This is a genomic window from Streptomyces sp. NPDC002889, assembly GCF_042888425.1.
GTDB lineage: Bacteria > Actinomycetota > Actinomycetes > Streptomycetales > Streptomycetaceae > Streptomyces.
The window spans coordinates 1-15,388 of sequence record NZ_JBIAPT010000014.1 but is presented as its reverse complement, the minus strand read 5'-3'; the positions used below and the strand labels follow the sequence as shown (position 1 = coordinate 15,388).

Sequence of the window (15,388 nt, the reverse complement as noted above, 5' to 3'; positions counted from 1 at the left end):
GGACTCGTCGCTCACTCGGCACATTCCCTCGGCATGATGCAGGCGTCACTTTCCGCCACCGCGCACCCGGCGATAACACGATCGGTTTCGGCCTACCGCGCAATCGACGAAGCCGCAGGCCGCAGCTCTGCGCCCCGTGAAATTTACTGAAATTCCGGCGAAAGAAAGTCCGATAGCGACCTTCACGGAAATACGGGAGTCGACTAGCGGAAACACTGCCTGAACACGCGTCGTATAAACTCCGCGAACGAGGCAGAGAGTGGTGCCCGGTGGCCTTCCGGCCTTCCTCTGGCCCCGCACGCGACAGTGCCGTCCGCACCTGCCCCGCATCACCGTGTCTCTTGAGCGAGAGGCGACCCACCATGCCGCTGCATGTCCCCCCTGCCCCCGCGCCCGCCCTGCGCAGCGTCCTCGCGGCTCTCCATTCCCCCACAGCCGTCAGCGAGGCCCGTACCCCGGCCCTGAGGTCCGTCCAGGGAACTCTGTGCCCCGAACTTCCGCTCCCGGTCCATGTACTGGACCAGATCGTCCCGAGCGGCCGCGCACCGTACACCCGCCTCACCGGCTGGCGCTTCCTCATCCGCAGTGGCGATCGCGCCGTGGCGGCCGCGGATACCGTGCTGACGCCGGACGGCTGGACCTTCTCGCACTTCTTCGAGGGGCCCTATCTGAACTCGACGGAACGAGCCCTGGGCCAGGCCGAGTCACTCGCCCCCGACTTCCAGCCGCGCCTGCTGTCCATCCCGGAGCTCTATATGCTCACGCTCTGGCTCCATAGCGACACGGAAAGTGACGCATCGGCCGGCACGCCCCGGCCGACGGACGTGCTGGTGCCACTGGCGCCGGCACCGCCGGGCATCGCCGCACATCTGCCCCACCTCGTCGCCGACCTGCTGCCGGTGATGACGCTGCGTCTGAGCCCCGCCCCATTACTCGGCACGCCGGCCTGACGGCCCGCTGAGCAGCCTACTTCGCGCCCCGCGTCCACCCCCGGACGCGGGGCGCACGCCTGCCCGCCCGGACTAGCCCGTCCGGGTCACTCAGAACCACCCGAAAGGACAGCCTGTTGAACTGAACCGTCCGCGCGGGTGATACGTCATCAACCAGTAAGAACTGCTGCCGTGAAATCCCTGCGGATCGACGCCCGTGGGGCAACACTGGGATCGGACCGACAGATACGGGGGGCGGCCATGAACACCTCATCAAGCCGCAGGACACTCACCACATCGCAGCGAAAGAACCCACCCATGTGCCAGCACCAGCCAGCCTGCCCGACATCCGACTCAGCCGACCGGGAGGCGGCCCGCCTGATGGCGCACCACCCGGAACAGGGATGGAGCCTGCTGTGCAACGGGGTTCTGCTCTTCGAGGACACAGGTGAGCTGCTGCCGGACGGACAGATCATCGCGCCGCACCGGCCGCGGCAGGCCATGACCGCCGCCTAGGACGGCCGGTACGACGAGGGGCCGGCCCGGAGGTTTCCCCCGCACCGGCCCCGACACATGTGCGCGCTCGTACGCGCGCCGGCGCGTCAGTTGTCGTACTCGTCCAGCGGCGGGCAGGAGCAGACGAGGTTGCGGTCACCGAACGCGCCGTCGATCCGTCGCACCGGCGGCCAGTACTTGTCCGCAGTGCTCACGCCGGCCGGGAAGACCGCCTCGTCGCGGCTGTAGGCGTGCTGCCAGTCACCGCCGAGCGCGGACGCCGTGTGCGGCGCGTTGCGCAGCGGGTTGTCGTCGGCGGGCCACTCGCCGGACGCCACCTTCTCGATCTCGCCACGGATCGCGATCATCGTGTCGCAGAAGCGGTCGAGCTCGGTCAGGTCCTCGCTCTCGGTGGGCTCGATCATCAGCGTGCCGGCCACCGGGAACGACATCGTCGGGGCGTGGAAACCGTAGTCGATGAGCCGCTTGGCGATGTCGTCGACGCTGACCCCGGTCGCCTTGGACAGCGGACGCAGGTCGACGATGCACTCGTGCGCGACCAGACCGGCCGGCCCGGTGTAGAGCACCGGGTAGTGCGGCTCAAGGCGCTTGGCGATGTAGTTGGCCGCCAGCACCGCGACCTGGGTCGCGCGCTTGAGGCCCTCGCCACCCATGAGGCGTACGTACGCCCAGGAGATCGGCAGGATGCCGGCGGAGCCCCACGGGGCGGCCGAGATGGGGCCGACGCCCGTCTCGGGGCCCGCGCTGGGCTGAAGGGGGTGGTTGGGCAGGTACGGGGCGAGGTGGGCGCGCACGCCCACCGGTCCCACGCCCGGACCGCCGCCGCCGTGCGGGATGCAGAAGGTCTTGTGCAGGTTGAGGTGGGAGACGTCGCCGCCGAACTTGCCCGGCTTGGCGAGACCGACCAGCGCATTGAGGTTGGCACCGTCGACATACACCTGGCCGCCGGCCTCGTGCACCTGCGCGCAGATGTCGGCGACATGCTCCTCGAACACGCCGTGCGTGGACGGGTAGGTGATCATCAGGACCGACAGTTCGTCGCGGTACTGCTCGATCTTGGCACGCAGGTCCTCGACGTCGACCTCCCCGTCGTCGGCGGTCCTGACCACCACGACCCTCATTCCTGCCATCACGGCGCTGGCGGCGTTGGTGCCGTGCGCGGACGACGGGATGAGACAGACGGTGCGCTGCTCATCACCGTTGGCACGGTGGTAGGCGCGTACGGCCAGCAGGCCGGCGAGCTCGCCCTGCGATCCGGCGTTGGGCTGGATGGACACCTTGTCGTAGCCCGTGACCTCGGAGAGACGCTCCTCCAGCTCGCGGATCAGGGTGAGATAGCCCTGTGCCTGCTCCACGGGAGCGAAGGGGTGGATCTGGCCGAACTCCGGCCAGGTCACCGGCTCCATCTCGGTGGTCGCGTTCAGCTTCATCGTGCAGGAGCCGAGCGGGATCATGCCCCGGTCCAGCGCATAGTCACGGTCGGCGAGGCGGCGCAGGTAGCGCAGCATCGCGGTCTCGGAGCGGTGCTGGTGGAAGACCGCGTGGGCGAGGTAGTCGTCGCTGCGCAGCACCGTGGCAGGCAGCGCCTCGGCATTGGAGGCGTCGAGCGCGTCGATGTCACCGCGCACCCCGAAGGCCGCCCAGACGGCGGCCAGCTGCGTACGGCCGGTGGTCTCGTCGCACGCGATGGAGACCTGGTCGGCGTCGACGAGGTGCAGGTTGACCCCGTCCTCGCGGGCGGCGGCCACGACGTCCGCGGCCTTGCCCGGCACCCGGACGGTCAGCGTGTCGAAGTACGACCCGTGCACGACCTCCACGCCGCCGGCCCGCAGACCTTCGGCGAGGAGGGTCGCGTAGCGGTGGGTCCGCCGCGCGATCGTCCGCAGGCCGTCGGGGCCGTGGTACACGGCGTACATGCCCGCCATCACGGCGAGCAGCACCTGGGCGGTGCAGATGTTGCTGGTGGCCTTCTCGCGGCGGATGTGCTGCTCGCGGGTCTGCAGGGCGAGGCGATAGGCCTTGTTGCCGTCCGCGTCCACGGAGACGCCGACAAGGCGGCCGGGCAGGCTGCGCGCGAACTTGTCGCGGACGGCCATGTAGCCGGCGTGCGGGCCGCCGAAGCCCATCGGGACGCCGAAGCGCTGAGTCGTGCCGACCGCGATGTCCGCACCGAGCTCGCCGGGCGAGGTGAGCAGGGTCAGCGCCAGCAGGTCGGCGGCGACCGTGACGATCGCACCGAGCTCGTGTGCCTGCTCGACGACCGGCCTCAGGTCCCGTACGGCACCGGAGGCGCCCGGGTACTGGAGCAGAACGCCGAAGACACCGCGCCCGGCGATCTCGGCGGGGATGCCCTGACTGAGGTCGGCGACGACGACCTCGACGCCGGTCGGCTCGGCACGGGTCTCGATCACGGCGATGGTCTGCGGCAGGGCGTCGGCGTCGACCAGGAAGACGCCGTCCTTGACCTTGCCGACCCGACGGGCCAGAGACATGGCCTCGGCGGCCGCGGTGGCCTCGTCGAGCAGCGAGGCGCCGGAGGTGGGCAGACCGGTCAGGTCGGCCACCACGGTCTGGAAGTTCAGCAGCGCCTCGAGGCGGCCCTGTGAGATCTCCGGCTGATAGGGCGTGTAGGCCGTGTACCAGGCCGGGTTCTCCATGACGTTGCGCAGGATGACCGGCGGAGTGAAGGTGCCGTAGTAGCCGAGCCCGATCATCGGAGCGAGCACCTTGTTGCGGTCGGCGAGCGCGCGCAGCTCGGCGAGCACCTCGGCCTCGGTGCGAGCGTCGGGGAGGTCGAGTGCCTCGGTGCTCTTGATCACATCCGGCACGGCGGCGGCGGTCAGCTCGTCGAGCGAGCCGTAGCCGACCTGCGCGAGCATCTTCGCCTGCGCCTCGGCGTCGGGCCCGATGTGACGCTGCTCGAAGGGAATGCCCCGCTCCAGCTGGGTAAGCGGAATCCGGTTGGCGGTCATGTGGGAGGCCTCCTGGTCTTGCACGACCTACGAGGGGCATCGCGGCGCGGATGCCCGGACGGCCTCCCCCTCTGTCATCTCAACCTGAGAGCTTCACCGGAACGCCCTGAGGCGGCCCGGCTTTCACCGTCGGTGAGAGCGGATGCCGTCCGACGCCCGCCCTGCTTTCCAGAGTGACCTCGTCCGTGCGGTACAGGGGCCTGAGAGATTCCGGGGAGGATTTGCTCCTTCGGCGCCGCCGGCACTTTCACCGGGGACTCTCCCGCACAGGGTCAACAGCCGATGTCAGCGTACCAGCGCGCCCCCTCGCCGATCGCTCAAGTGGCCGACACCCGTAATGTGCACTTCTGTAGTGCTTACAGAGCAGTTGCGACCTGTTGGAGGGACCGTGCAGACCGACATCGATCCGCGCAGCCTGATCGGCCGCAAGGCGTTCGACAGCAACGGCACCAAGATCGGCACCGTTGACGAGGTGTACCTGGACGATGCCACCGGAATTCCCGAATGGGCGGCCGTCCGCACGGGCCTGTTCGGCCGCGATGCCTTCGTCCCTCTGGAGCCCAGCAAGGTCGTCGACAACGCCCTCCGCGTGCCCTACGAGCGCGCACTGATCAAGGACGCCCCCGACTTCGGGGTCGGCCGCCATCTATCGCCCGAGCAGGAGCTGCAGCTCTACCACCACTACGGACTCGACATCTCCGGGCCGCCCGAGACGCCTGCTCCCTCCTCGGGTGACCGGACCTTCGGCCGTGTCCGTGGCCAGGAGGACTGAGGCGCCTCACTCCCGGGCGCGGGCGGTGCCACCAGCGGCAGCGGATCCGAGGGCTCCAGCTCGGGGTCGTCGATCCGGAACGTGCGCACCCGCCCCGGCCGCGATCCGGGCTCCTCGAAACGGACGGTGACCCTGCCGACGCCGCTGCCCTGCACCCAGCCCGCCCCGTACACCGCGTGCCGCACATCGTGGCCGGCCGGCCAGCGCCGCTCGGCGGGGAGCCCGGGCCCGGTTCCGGGTATGCCGGCGGCATGGTCCCCGTCGTGCCCCTGCGCCTCGCCCAGGCCCGCCACCGACGCCTCCTGATGCCCGTCGCTGCCCGCCTCGGCCCCCGCTGCTCCGGCGTGCTCCTCTGCGGCGGCCTGGGCGAACAGATCTTCCTGGGTGTAGTCCGTGAGCCCCGTGACACCGACCCCCAGCAGCCGCACTCCCCCGGTGGTGTCCACGGCCTCCAGCAGCCGTCCCGCCGTCTCCCGCACCACCCCGGCATCGTCCGTGGGGCCGCGCAGCGTCTCCGAACGCGTGAGCGTCGAGAAGTCGTACCGCCGCACCTTCAGCACGATCGTCCGCCCCGAGTGGCCGGAAGCCCGCAGCCGCCGCACACACCGCTCCGCGAGCCGCTCCACCTCCAGCCGGATCCGCGTCCTCTCATGCAGATCCACGTCGAAGGTGTCCTCCACGGACACCGACTTCGCATCACGCTCGGCCACCACCGGCCGGTCGTCGTACCCGAGCGCCATCCGGAACAGCGCGGTCCCGTGCGACCTCCCCAGCAGCCGCACGAGCTCGTCCTCCCCCGCCTCCGCGAGGTCTGCCACCGTCGTCATACCGGCCCGCCGCAGGTGCTCCCCCGTCGTCGGCCCCACGCCGGGCAGGGTGCGCACGGGCAGCGGGCCGAGCAGCTCACGCTCCGTGCCGGGTGCTATCAGCACAAGCCCGTCGGGTTTGGCCTGCTCGGAGGCGATCTTCGCCAGCATCTTGGAACCGGCGAGACCGACCGAGCCGGTGAGCCCGGTGACCACTCGGATGTCCTCCCGCAGCCGCTCGCCGCTCGCCCGTGCCGATGCGGCGTCGTCCGCCGCGCCGCCCGCCTCCAGATCGACGAAGGCCTCGTCCAGGCTCAGCGGCTCCACCAGCGGCGAGAGCCGGCCCAGCAGCTCCATCACCTGCTCGCTCACCGCGCGGTAGAGAGAGAAGCGGGGCATCAGATACGCCGCATTCGGCGCAAGCCGTCTGGCCTGCGCCATCGGCATCGCAGAGTGCACGCCGAAGCGCCGGGCTTCGTATGAAGCGGTGGCGACGACGCCGCGTGGCCCGAGCCCGCCGACCACCACCGGCTTGCCGCGCAGCGAAGGCTTCGCCGCCTGTTCGGCGGCAGCGAAGAAGGCATCCATGTCCAGATGCAGAATCGTCGGCGCGGTTCTCACACCATCGATGCTGCCCTACGCCACTGACAACGGCGTTCAGACCGCGCGGTCGCGCCTGCGTCTGGCCAGCTCGTCCGTGGGGTTGTTCCCGATCAGCGTCTCACCGGTGTCGACGCGCTCCCCGTGCAGCTGCGAGAGAGCGGCCTCGACATCCCTCCAGACGACGCCCACGGCGATCCCGAAGACGCCCTGGCCGCCCTGGAGGAGATCGACCACCTCGTCGGGCGACGAGCACTCGTACACGGTGGCGCCGTCGCTCATCAGCGTCATGCGTTCCAGGTCCCGGAATCCGCGGGCCTGCAGATGCTGCACAGCGGTGCGGATGTTCTGCAGAGCGACACCGGTGTCCAGGAATCGCTTCACGATCTTGAGGACCACCACGTCACGGAAGCTGTAGAGCCGCTGGGTGCCCGATCCGTACGCAGGCCGCACGCTCGGCTCGACCAGGCCCGTACGCGCCCAGTAGTCGAGCTGCCGATAGGTGATGCCCGCCGCGGCGCACGCGGTGGGTCCTCGGTACCCGATGGTGTCCTCGGTACCCTCGGAGGGGTCGGCCGCGCTGCTGTGCAGCGGATACGGCCCGCCTTCCACCGGAACGTGTCCGGTGCCGCCCCCAGCCGTACTGTCGCCGCTGCTTCTCACGCCGACCTCCGTCCTTGACCTGCCTCCTCGACGGTAGGCAGTCGCCAGGGGTGCGTCAACGATCGCCACACTCGGCACGCCGAGTGATAATCACCCTGAGAGTGGTTTCTCGTGCCCCGATCCGGGGAAAGGCTCCGCGAATGCGCCGAGGCCGGAAGGCCGCACCGTCACTGACTGCTGGACCCGAAGTCCTCGGGCGAGATCTGATCGAGGAACTCGCGGAACTTCTCCACCTCGTCCTCCTGCTCGTCCGGGATCGCGATGCCGGCGTCGTCCAGCACGCCGTCACTGCCATAGATCGGCGTACCGGTGCGCAGTGCGAGCGCTATGGCATCGGACGGCCGGGCACTCACCTCCACGCCGCTGGCGAAGACGAGCTCTGCATAGAACACGCCTTCACGCAGGTCCGTGATGCGGACCTCGGTGAGTTCTTGCCCGACTGCCTCCAGCACGTCCTTGAACAGGTCGTGGGTCAGCGGCCTGGCGGGGGCCATGCCCTGCTGGGCGAAGGCGATCGCGGTCGCCTCCCCGGGACCGATCCAGATGGGGAGGTACCGATCGCCTCCCACTTCACGCAGGAGCACGATCGGTTGGTTCGAGGGCATTTCGACCCGGACACCCACAACGTCGAGCTCGTTCACACAGCAACCCTAGGACGTGCCCGACCGGTTTGGGTAGTCGGGCTCCCCCATGATCAGTGCAGCCGGACCCCGAGCGCGGTCTGCACCAATGCGGCGTGCAGCCGTACGGACAGTGCCGCGAGCTCCTTGACGGTCGCTTCGGCATGCGCTCTGGTCTGCGGATTCCGATGCCGCCGAAGGGGTGCCACGACCTGCTCGACGAGACCCGCGTCCCGCTCCGCGGATGCCTTCATGGCGCGCAGATGACGCGGTTCGAGACCGAATCTGCCCAGATCCGCGACCAACCGGGCGACCGTGACCGCCTCGGAGTCGTATCCGCCCTCCTCATCCGGCGCCAGGAGGCCGTACGACTCCCACTCGGCCAGTTGCTCCTCGGGGACGTCGGCGGCGGCCAGCAGCTCCGCGCGCCCGACCCGGGCAGCGGTGGGACGCTCGCCCTCCGGCTCCCAGGTGCCGTCGAACAGCTCCCGCTGCGGTCCCTGCACGGGCAGCTGGAGCGGCTCGCCGCGCTCGAGAGCGTCGATCTGCTCCCTGATCACCTTGAGCGGCAGGTAGTGGTCGCGCTGCATCCGCAGTACGAGAGCCAGCCGCTCGACGTCCCGCGAGGTGAACTTGCGGTACCCCGACGGCGTCCGCCGCGGCTCGACGAGTCCCTCGGCCTCAAGAAAACGGATCTTGGAGATCGTGACCTCGGGAAACTCGTCGCGCAGCTGCGCGAGCACCGTGCCGATGCTCATCAGCCTGTCGCCCCCGGTGACGGTGCCGTGACCGGCACCTCCCGTCGGTGTTCGCAGCATGGACCTTCCCTGAGGGGTCACACGCCCCGCTGGCTCGCGTAGAAGACCAGCCGGTACTTGCCGATCTGAACCTCGTCGCCGTTGGCCAGGACCACCGAGTCGATCCGCTCACGGTTGACGTACGTGCCGTTCAGGCTGCCGACATCGGCGACGCTGAAAAGGCCGTCCGGACTCCGGCGGAACTCCACGTGCCGCCGCGAGACCGTCACATCGTCGAGGAAGATGTCGCTCTGCGGGTGACGGCCGGCCGTGGTCAGCTCGCCGTCCAGCAGGAAGCGGCTGCCCGAGTTCGGACCGCGGCGCACCACGAGGAGAGCCGAGCCGAGCGGCAGGGCGTCGACGGCTGCCTGGGCCTCGGGTGAGAGCGAAGGAACCGCGGTCTGACCCGTCACCTCGGCGTCATACGCCTCGATACCGGAGATGGAGATGGTCGAGGTCGTCTCCGAGGGACGCTCCGCCGGCGCTCCGCCACGCAGCGGCGCACCGCAGTTGGAGCAGAATCGGCCGGCCTCGGTGTTCCGGTGCCCGCACCTCGTACAAACCGGCAAGCCCGCCATGGACGGATCCTCCTGCCCCGGCTGTCCCGCGCGGGGGTTGGTGGCATACGGGTCGGAGGTAAACCCTCCACCCGTACTTGAGGTTGATGGTTCCCCGAAACCTATGCGGCCAGGACCGGCAGGGTCAACAGACGACGCGCCCTGCCCACCCGAAATGTCACCGCCTGGACCAGCGACCTCATCCCGGAAGAGCGGCCGCTCGGCGCCCCGCTCCTCACTCTGGCCGTCGCGCGGCGCGCGATGCCTGGCGTTGCCGCCGTCCTCGCGTGCGCTCTTGCCGAACAACTTCCCAAACAACTTCACGGGCGATTCCCCTTGACCGAAATAGACCCGCCCGTGGGGCAGGACGAATCCTTGACGAACACACCTGCCGACCCGGACACCCTCACAACGTCCGTATCCGCCAGACAGTTTCCACCACGCGCCACACTTCTGAGGCGTCGACCCCCTGCATGCCACTGCCCTGGTCCGGCAGACCTCATGTTCCCCCGTCTCACTGCGACGACGACCGAGCGTAGTCAGGCCGCTCCGCCGGTCGCAAGGCATCGACAACGATCTTGTCCGAACGGGCCACAGTGGCTGTGGCCTGCTCCTTCTCCAGTGTCTGCACCACACCGCCCGGGATGTTCAGGGCGGGCTCCAGGTCCTGCGGTTTGCCGATGACCTTGAAGCGGTACGGCGCGGTGATCCGCTTGCCGTCCACCTGGATGTCGCCCGCCGTCCCGGAGAAGTACGAGTCGGCCACCACCCTCACGTCGTTGACCGAAATCGCCTCGGCGCCGGCAGCGCGCAGCTCCTGGATCGCATCCAGCAGCATGTCCGGCTCCACGATGCCGTTCGGATCGAGGATGGTCAGTGTGATGCCGGGGCCCTCGGCGGCGACCGTTCCGGCCAGGATCCCCAGCTGCTGCTCCTTCTGCAGCGTCTGCCTGCGTGCCTCTTCCGCCTGGTCCGAGCTGTTCTCCAACTCGGTGCGCTGGTCCTCCAGTCGCTGCTTCTCGTCCTCGAGCCGCTGGGTGCGGTTGTCGAGCTCGTCGAGGATACGCACCAGGTCCTCCTGGCGTGCGCCGCGCAGTGCGCTGTTGTCGCTGTTCGAGCGGACCTGGATGGCGAGTCCGAGGCCGAGCACGAACAGCAGTACAGCGACAATGAGTTGGGCCCGCGTCACCCGGGGCGGCCACAGAACCGCAAGCAGCCGCTGACGGCCGGTCTGCGGCTCGGCGGCAACCACCGGGGCCGTCGGCGGCTCATCGGCATCTCGCGTGTCGGACTGCGGGGCGGCGGGAGGCTGCGGCTGCGGCTGCGGCTGCGGCTGCGGCACCACCGGCTCCTCGCCCTTCGGGTTCTCCTCGCTGTTCATCCGGTTCACGCCCTGAAGACGTGCCGACGGATCGCGGCGGCGTTGGAGAAGATCCGGATACCGAGCACGACGACGACTCCGGTGGACAGCTGGGCGCCGACACCCAGCTTGTCGCCCAGGAACACGATCAGCGCGGCGACCACGACGTTCGACAGGAAGGAGACGACGAAGACCTTGTCGACGAAGATCCCGTCGAGCATGGCGCGCAGACCGCCGAACACGGCGTCGAGGGCGGCCACGACCGCGATCGGGAGATAGGGCTCGACCACCGCCGGCACTTCGGGCCGGACGAACAGTCCGACCACGACTCCCACGACGAGGCCCAGTACGGCGATCACGATGTGCCCTTCCCTGTGTCTGCCGTCTCCGGCCCGTCGCTCTTGCCGGCGTCGGCGGTCTTCGGCTCTGCTGTACGTACGATCAAGCTCGGGGCCGCGGGCAGACGCACCGTTTCCTCATCGGAGATGCTGGAACGGATCCCGAAGTTCTCCTGCAGAGCGTGCAGGTACTGCCCGTCGGCGCTGTCCTGGAACGCGGTGCTCAGCTTCTTCCCGTCCCCCACAGCCAGCACGGTGTACGGCGGCACCAGCGGCCTGTTGTCCACCAGTATGGCGTCGCCCGCCGCGCGGATCGCCGACAGGGCCGTCAGCCGCTGCCCGTTGATCGCGACCGCTTCGGCACCCGATTCCCACAGGCCGTTGACGACCCGCTGCATATCGCGGTCCCGCACCCGTCCCGTGTCGGAGAAGCCTGTGCTCTCCCGCGGCTCGCCGCCGCCCTGGTCGGATTCCTTGGCGTCGTCGATGACGAGCTTCACCCCCGGCCCCGTGACCTCCGTCGCCCCGGCCAGCAACGCGACAAGATCGCTCCGGTCCCCGCCCTGCGCCTTGAGGGCCTTGCGCTGCCGCTCCTCGACGTCGCCGCGCAGCCCGTCGACGCTGCGCCCGAGTTCGTCGACGGCATCGGTCTGCGCCTCGACACGGTCGATGAGCTCCTCGCGCTCCTTGGCCAGCACCGGTGCCGATATCTGCGCCTGCGCGGCGCCGACGGTGACGATCACGGCCGCGAGCACCAGCCCCGCGGCCAGGCCGAGCTTGGCGCGCAGCGTGCGCGGCAGTCCCCCGCCCTCGGCCTCCCGGCGTGCCGTCGCCTCCGCGTATCCGTCGTCGAGGCTGTGCTCCATGACGTTCGTCAGCAGCGACATGGACGCATCGGGGCGCGGGGGCGGGGAACCGGTGCTCCGAACGGGGGGCTGCTGCGACATGCCGCACATCGTCGCACGTCGCGGCCACTACCGCCGAATGGCCCCACCGGTGTGCCGGAAGCCGTCCGCGAACGACCCCTGGCACACCGGTTCACACCTCAGTGACCTGCGCTGTCCACGACGGCGGACCACTCGTCGAGCAAGGCCTGCGCCGAAGCGTCGTCGGGCCCTTCTGCCCACAGATGAGTGACGGCTTCGGCCGGGTCCGGGAGGACCATCACCCACCGGCCGTCGGGCTCCACCACGCGGACCCCGTCGGTCGTGTCCACGTCCCGGTCGCCGGCCGCCTCGACGACTCGCCTCATCACCAGGCCCTTCACGGCCCACGGCGTCGCGAGGTCACGCCGCAGCACATGCGCCCGCGGGATGCGGGCATCGATCTGGCTGAGCGTGAGCTGCGTACGCGCCACAAGACCGACGAGCCGCACGAACGCCGCCGATCCGTCGAAGACGCTGCTGAACTCCGGGATGATGAAGCCGCCGCGGCCGTCACCCCCGAAGATCGTGGTCTCTTCCCGGCAGACCCTGGTGAGGTCGTCGGGCGAGGTGGTCGTCCACTCGACCTGGGTGCCGTGGTAGGCCGCCACCTGCTCGGCGATCCTGGTGGTCGTGACCGGCAGGGCAACCCGCCCGCTGCGCCGCTCGGCGGCAATCAGGTCCAGCAGCACCAGCAGCGCCCGGTCGTCCTCGACGATCCGCCCTCGCTCATCCACCAGGGAGAACCGCTCACCCACGGGGTCGAAGCGGACGCCGAACGCGGCCCGCGCGGAGGCGACGATCTCTCCGAGCCTCACCAGCCCCGACCGGCGCGTGTCCACGGTCTCCGTCGGCCGTGACTCGTCCAGGCCCGGATTGATCGTCAGCGCGTCGACACCGAGGCGTCCGAGGAGACTGGGCAGGACGAGCCCCGCACTGCCGTTCGACGCGTCGATGACAACCTTCAGGCCCGAATCGGTGATCCCGGACGTGTCGACATTGCGCAGCAGGGACCCGGTGTACGAGTCGAAGACGCTGGACGGGAAGTGCAGATCACCGATCTCGCCCGGGAAGGCCCTGCGGTACTCCTGGCGGGCATACACCCGGTCCAGCTTCCGCTGCCCACCCTGGGAGAGGTCCGCACCGCGCTCGTCGAAGAACATGATGTCGACGGAGTCGGGCACACCCGGCGACGTACGGATCATGATGCCGCCCGCGCTGCCGCGCGCGGTCTGCTGCCGGGCGACGGGCAGGGGTACGTTCTCCAGGTCCCGTACGTCGATGGCGCTGGCCTGGAGCGCCGAGATCACAGCTCGCTTCAACGCCCGCGCACCGCGCGAGTGGTCACGCGCGGTGGTGACGGTGGCGCCCTTCTTGAGCGTGGTGGCGTACGCGCCGGCAAGGCGCACCACGACCTCCGGGGTGATCTCCACATTGAGGATTCCCGAGACACCGCGGGCGCCGAAGAGATGGGCCTGCCCTCGGGACTCCCAGATCACCGAGGTGTTGACGAACGCGCCGGCCTCGATGGTCTTGAACGGATAGACCCGCACATTGCCCTGAATGATCGATTCTTCGCCGACCAGGCACTCGTCACCGATGACGGCGCCGTCCTCGATGCGCGCGGCACGCATGATGTCCGTGTTCTTGCCGATGACGCAGCCGCGGAGGTTGCTGTGCTGGCCGATGTAGACGTTGTCGTGGACCACGGCCCTGTGAAGGAAGGCTCCGCTCTTGACGACCACGTTGGAGCCGATGACGGTGTGCTCGCGGATTTCCGCACCGGCCTCGACCTTGGCGTAGTCGCCGATGTAGAGCGGGCCCCGCAGCACCGCGTCGGGGTGCACTTCGGCACCCTCGGCGACCCAGACTCCCGGGGAGATCTCGAACCCGTCCAGCTCCACCTGGACCTTGCCCTCGAGAACGTCGGCCTGCGCCTTCACATAGCTCTCGTGGGTGCCCACGTCCTCCCAGTAGCCCTCGGCGACATAGCCGTAGATCGGCTTGCCTTCCTTCATCAGCTGCGGGAAGACGTCTCCGGACCAGTCGACGGGAACATCGGCCTCGACGTAGTCGAAGACCTCGGGCTCCATGACATAGATGCCCGTATTGACGGTGTCCGAGAAGACCTGTCCCCAGGTGGGCTTCTCCAGGAAGCGCTCGACCTTCCCTTCTTCGTCGACGATAGTGATGCCGAATTCAAGAGGATTCGGCACACGTGTCAGACAGACGGTGACCAGTGCGCCCTTCTCCTTGTGGAAGGCGATCAGGTCGGTGAGGTCGAAGTCGGTGAGAGCGTCTCCGGAAATGACGAGGAACGCGTCGTCCTTCAGCGCCTCCTCGGCATTCTTCACACTCCCAGCGGTGCCGAGTGGCTTCTCCTCATTGGCATATGTGAGCTCCATACCGAGCTCCTCGCCGTCACCGAAGTAGTTCTTTACCAGCGAGGCGAGAAACTGTACGGTCACGACGGTCTCATTGAGCCCGTGCCGCTTGAGCAGCCGCAGCACATGCTCCATGATCGGTCGATTGACGACCGGCAGGAGCGGCTTGGGCATGCTCGAAGTCATGGGGCGAAGTCTGGTTCCTTCGCCACCGGCCATCACGACGGCCTTCATGTCGGAAGCGTCCTCCTTGAAGAGACGACGGTCTAGCCGACTTCACCCGCCCAAATGAGCGCTCTGGCGTCATACGCGGCCGGCGACACTGCTCGGTACCGCGGCGACGAGGTCAATCGGCCACTGCGTCCGCCTTGACGAGTCGGCGAACCTGGACCACGTAGAGGATCCCTGCCCACCAATACAGAGTTGTACCCCATCCGGCGAACGCCCATCCGAAAATTGCGGCGAGTGACGCAAGCCACCCCGGCCCGTCACTCAGGAGCAGCAAGGGGAAGGCGTACATGAGGTTGAACGTGGCGGCCTTGCCCAGGAAGTTCACCTGGGGCGGCGGATAGCCGTGCCGGCGGAGGATTCCCACCATCACGAGCAGCATCAGCTCGCGTGCCAATAGGGCCATCGTCAGCCAGAGCGGCAGAATCTCCCGCCAGGTCAGTCCCACCAGAGTCGAGAGGATGTACAAACGGTCGGCGGCCGGGTCGAGGATGCGTCCCAGGCTGCTGACCTGGTTCCAGCGCCGGGCCAGCTTGCCGTCGAGGTAGTCGGTGACGCCGCTCAGCATCAGCACCAGCAGCGCCCAGCCATCGCTCTTGGGCCCGCCGAACTCGGGTCGAAGAATCAGCCACAGGAAGAGAGGCACGCCGAGGAGGCGGGCCATGCTGAGGATGTTGGGGATGGTGAGCACCCGGTCCGTCTGAACGTGGGTCTCCTGGACCTCCACCCGGGGGCCTCCTGTGGAACGTGCCAACGATGCCTCATGACCTTACCGTCAGCCGTCGCCGGCCCATACACAGGGGTATCCGAGCCCTCCTGAACGCAGGGAAGCCCCGCACCAGATGGTGCGGGGCTTTCCCACAATGATTGTTCGGCGGCGTCCTACTCTCCCACAGGGTCCCCCCTGCAGTACCATCGGCGCT

14 protein-coding genes and 1 riboswitch are annotated in these 15,388 nt (G+C 68.8%); of the genes, 3 read left to right on the top strand and 11 right to left on the bottom strand.

The features are described 5' to 3' along the window. The first annotated feature begins 362 nt into the window (after positions 1-362). Both ACFYWI_RS21710 and ACFYWI_RS21705 read left to right on the top strand, forming a co-directional pair. Positions 363-950 carry a hypothetical protein gene (locus tag ACFYWI_RS21710; protein ID WP_389234890.1) on the top strand — a complete coding sequence of 196 codons (588 nt, stop codon included), beginning with the start codon at positions 363-365 and terminating at the stop codon, positions 948-950. A gap of 297 nt (positions 951-1,247) precedes the next feature. Then, the gene (locus ACFYWI_RS21705) at positions 1,248-1,445 is read left to right on the top strand and encodes a DUF5999 family protein (protein WP_389234887.1); all 198 of its coding nucleotides are present in this window, start codon (positions 1,248-1,250) and stop codon (positions 1,443-1,445) included. 86 nt (positions 1,446-1,531) lie between these two features. On the opposite strand, the gene gcvP is transcribed toward ACFYWI_RS21705, so the two are convergent. Then, complete coding sequence (gene gcvP / locus ACFYWI_RS21700; RefSeq protein ID WP_389234884.1) at positions 1,532-4,417, bottom strand: aminomethyl-transferring glycine dehydrogenase; 2,886 nt, start codon at positions 4,415-4,417, stop codon at positions 1,532-1,534. Between the two features lie 178 nt (positions 4,418-4,595). After that, positions 4,596-4,692: riboswitch (glycine riboswitch) on the bottom strand. 113 nt (positions 4,693-4,805) lie between these two features. On the opposite strand from gcvP, the gene ACFYWI_RS21695 reads away from it, so the two are divergent. Beyond that, the gene (locus ACFYWI_RS21695) at positions 4,806-5,189 is read left to right on the top strand and encodes a PRC-barrel domain-containing protein (protein WP_389234881.1); all 384 of its coding nucleotides are present in this window, start codon (positions 4,806-4,808) and stop codon (positions 5,187-5,189) included. Here the strand turns inward: ACFYWI_RS21695 and ACFYWI_RS21690 are convergent. The 10 genes from ACFYWI_RS21690 to ACFYWI_RS21645 form a co-directional block, all read right to left on the bottom strand. Beyond that, positions 5,099-6,616, bottom strand: a complete 1,518-nt coding sequence (locus tag ACFYWI_RS21690; protein ID WP_389234878.1) for a DNA polymerase IV — start codon at positions 6,614-6,616, stop codon at positions 5,099-5,101. The two genes, ACFYWI_RS21695 and ACFYWI_RS21690, sit on opposite strands and share 91 nt — an antisense overlap. A 36-nt stretch (positions 6,617-6,652) precedes the next feature. Further along, positions 6,653-7,258 carry a MerR family transcriptional regulator gene (locus tag ACFYWI_RS21685; RefSeq protein WP_389234875.1) on the bottom strand — a complete coding sequence of 202 codons (606 nt, stop codon included), beginning with the start codon at positions 7,256-7,258 and terminating at the stop codon, positions 6,653-6,655. 167 nt (positions 7,259-7,425) lie between these two features. Then, positions 7,426-7,899 carry a bifunctional nuclease family protein gene (locus ACFYWI_RS21680; protein WP_026281837.1) on the bottom strand — a complete coding sequence of 158 codons (474 nt, stop codon included), beginning with the start codon at positions 7,897-7,899 and terminating at the stop codon, positions 7,426-7,428. 53 nt (positions 7,900-7,952) lie between these two features. After that, the gene (locus tag ACFYWI_RS21675; RefSeq protein ID WP_389234872.1) at positions 7,953-8,696 is read right to left on the bottom strand and encodes a MerR family transcriptional regulator; all 744 of its coding nucleotides are present in this window, start codon (positions 8,694-8,696) and stop codon (positions 7,953-7,955) included. A gap of 17 nt (positions 8,697-8,713) precedes the next feature. Continuing rightward, a complete protein-coding gene (locus tag ACFYWI_RS21670) occupies positions 8,714-9,664 on the bottom strand; it encodes an FHA domain-containing protein (RefSeq protein ID WP_389235562.1) in 951 nt (316 codons plus the stop codon). Between the two features lie 82 nt (positions 9,665-9,746). After that, entirely contained in the window at positions 9,747-10,613 is an 867-nt protein-coding gene (locus tag ACFYWI_RS21665) for a DUF881 domain-containing protein (RefSeq protein WP_389234869.1), read from the bottom strand. A 5-nt stretch (positions 10,614-10,618) separates the two neighbouring features. Continuing rightward, entirely contained in the window at positions 10,619-10,951 is a 333-nt protein-coding gene (locus tag ACFYWI_RS21660; RefSeq protein WP_031069011.1) for a small basic family protein, read from the bottom strand. Further along, positions 10,948-11,877: a DUF881 domain-containing protein gene (locus ACFYWI_RS21655; protein ID WP_389234865.1), complete on the bottom strand. Its 930-nt coding sequence runs from the start codon at positions 11,875-11,877 to the stop codon at positions 10,948-10,950. Before ACFYWI_RS21655 ends, ACFYWI_RS21660 begins: the two co-directional genes overlap by 4 nt. Before the next feature lie 98 nt (positions 11,878-11,975). Beyond that, the gene (locus ACFYWI_RS21650; protein WP_389234862.1) at positions 11,976-14,471 is read right to left on the bottom strand and encodes a sugar phosphate nucleotidyltransferase; all 2,496 of its coding nucleotides are present in this window, start codon (positions 14,469-14,471) and stop codon (positions 11,976-11,978) included. 112 nt (positions 14,472-14,583) lie between these two features. After that, the gene (locus ACFYWI_RS21645) at positions 14,584-15,192 is read right to left on the bottom strand and encodes a CDP-alcohol phosphatidyltransferase family protein (protein ID WP_389234859.1); all 609 of its coding nucleotides are present in this window, start codon (positions 15,190-15,192) and stop codon (positions 14,584-14,586) included. Positions 15,193-15,388: the final 196 nt, after the last annotated feature.

What these genes read in the sequence shown, in the direction of transcription:
- gcvP (WP_389234884.1), bottom strand. Translation starts at nt 4,417, where the DNA reads ATGACCGCCAACCGGATTCCGCTTACCCAGCTGGAGCGGGGCATTCCC.
- ACFYWI_RS21705 (WP_389234887.1), top strand. Translation starts at nt 1,248, where the DNA reads ATGTGCCAGCACCAGCCAGCCTGCCCGACATCCGACTCAGCCGACCGG.
- ACFYWI_RS21655 (WP_389234865.1), bottom strand. Translation starts at nt 11,877, where the DNA reads ATGTCGCAGCAGCCCCCCGTTCGGAGCACCGGTTCCCCGCCCCCGCGC.
- ACFYWI_RS21665 (WP_389234869.1), bottom strand. Translation starts at nt 10,613, where the DNA reads ATGAACAGCGAGGAGAACCCGAAGGGCGAGGAGCCGGTGGTGCCGCAG.
- ACFYWI_RS21675 (WP_389234872.1), bottom strand. Translation starts at nt 8,696, where the DNA reads ATGCTGCGAACACCGACGGGAGGTGCCGGTCACGGCACCGTCACCGGG.
- ACFYWI_RS21710 (WP_389234890.1), top strand. Translation starts at nt 363, where the DNA reads ATGCCGCTGCATGTCCCCCCTGCCCCCGCGCCCGCCCTGCGCAGCGTC.
- ACFYWI_RS21650 (WP_389234862.1), bottom strand. Translation starts at nt 14,471, where the DNA reads ATGAAGGCCGTCGTGATGGCCGGTGGCGAAGGAACCAGACTTCGCCCC.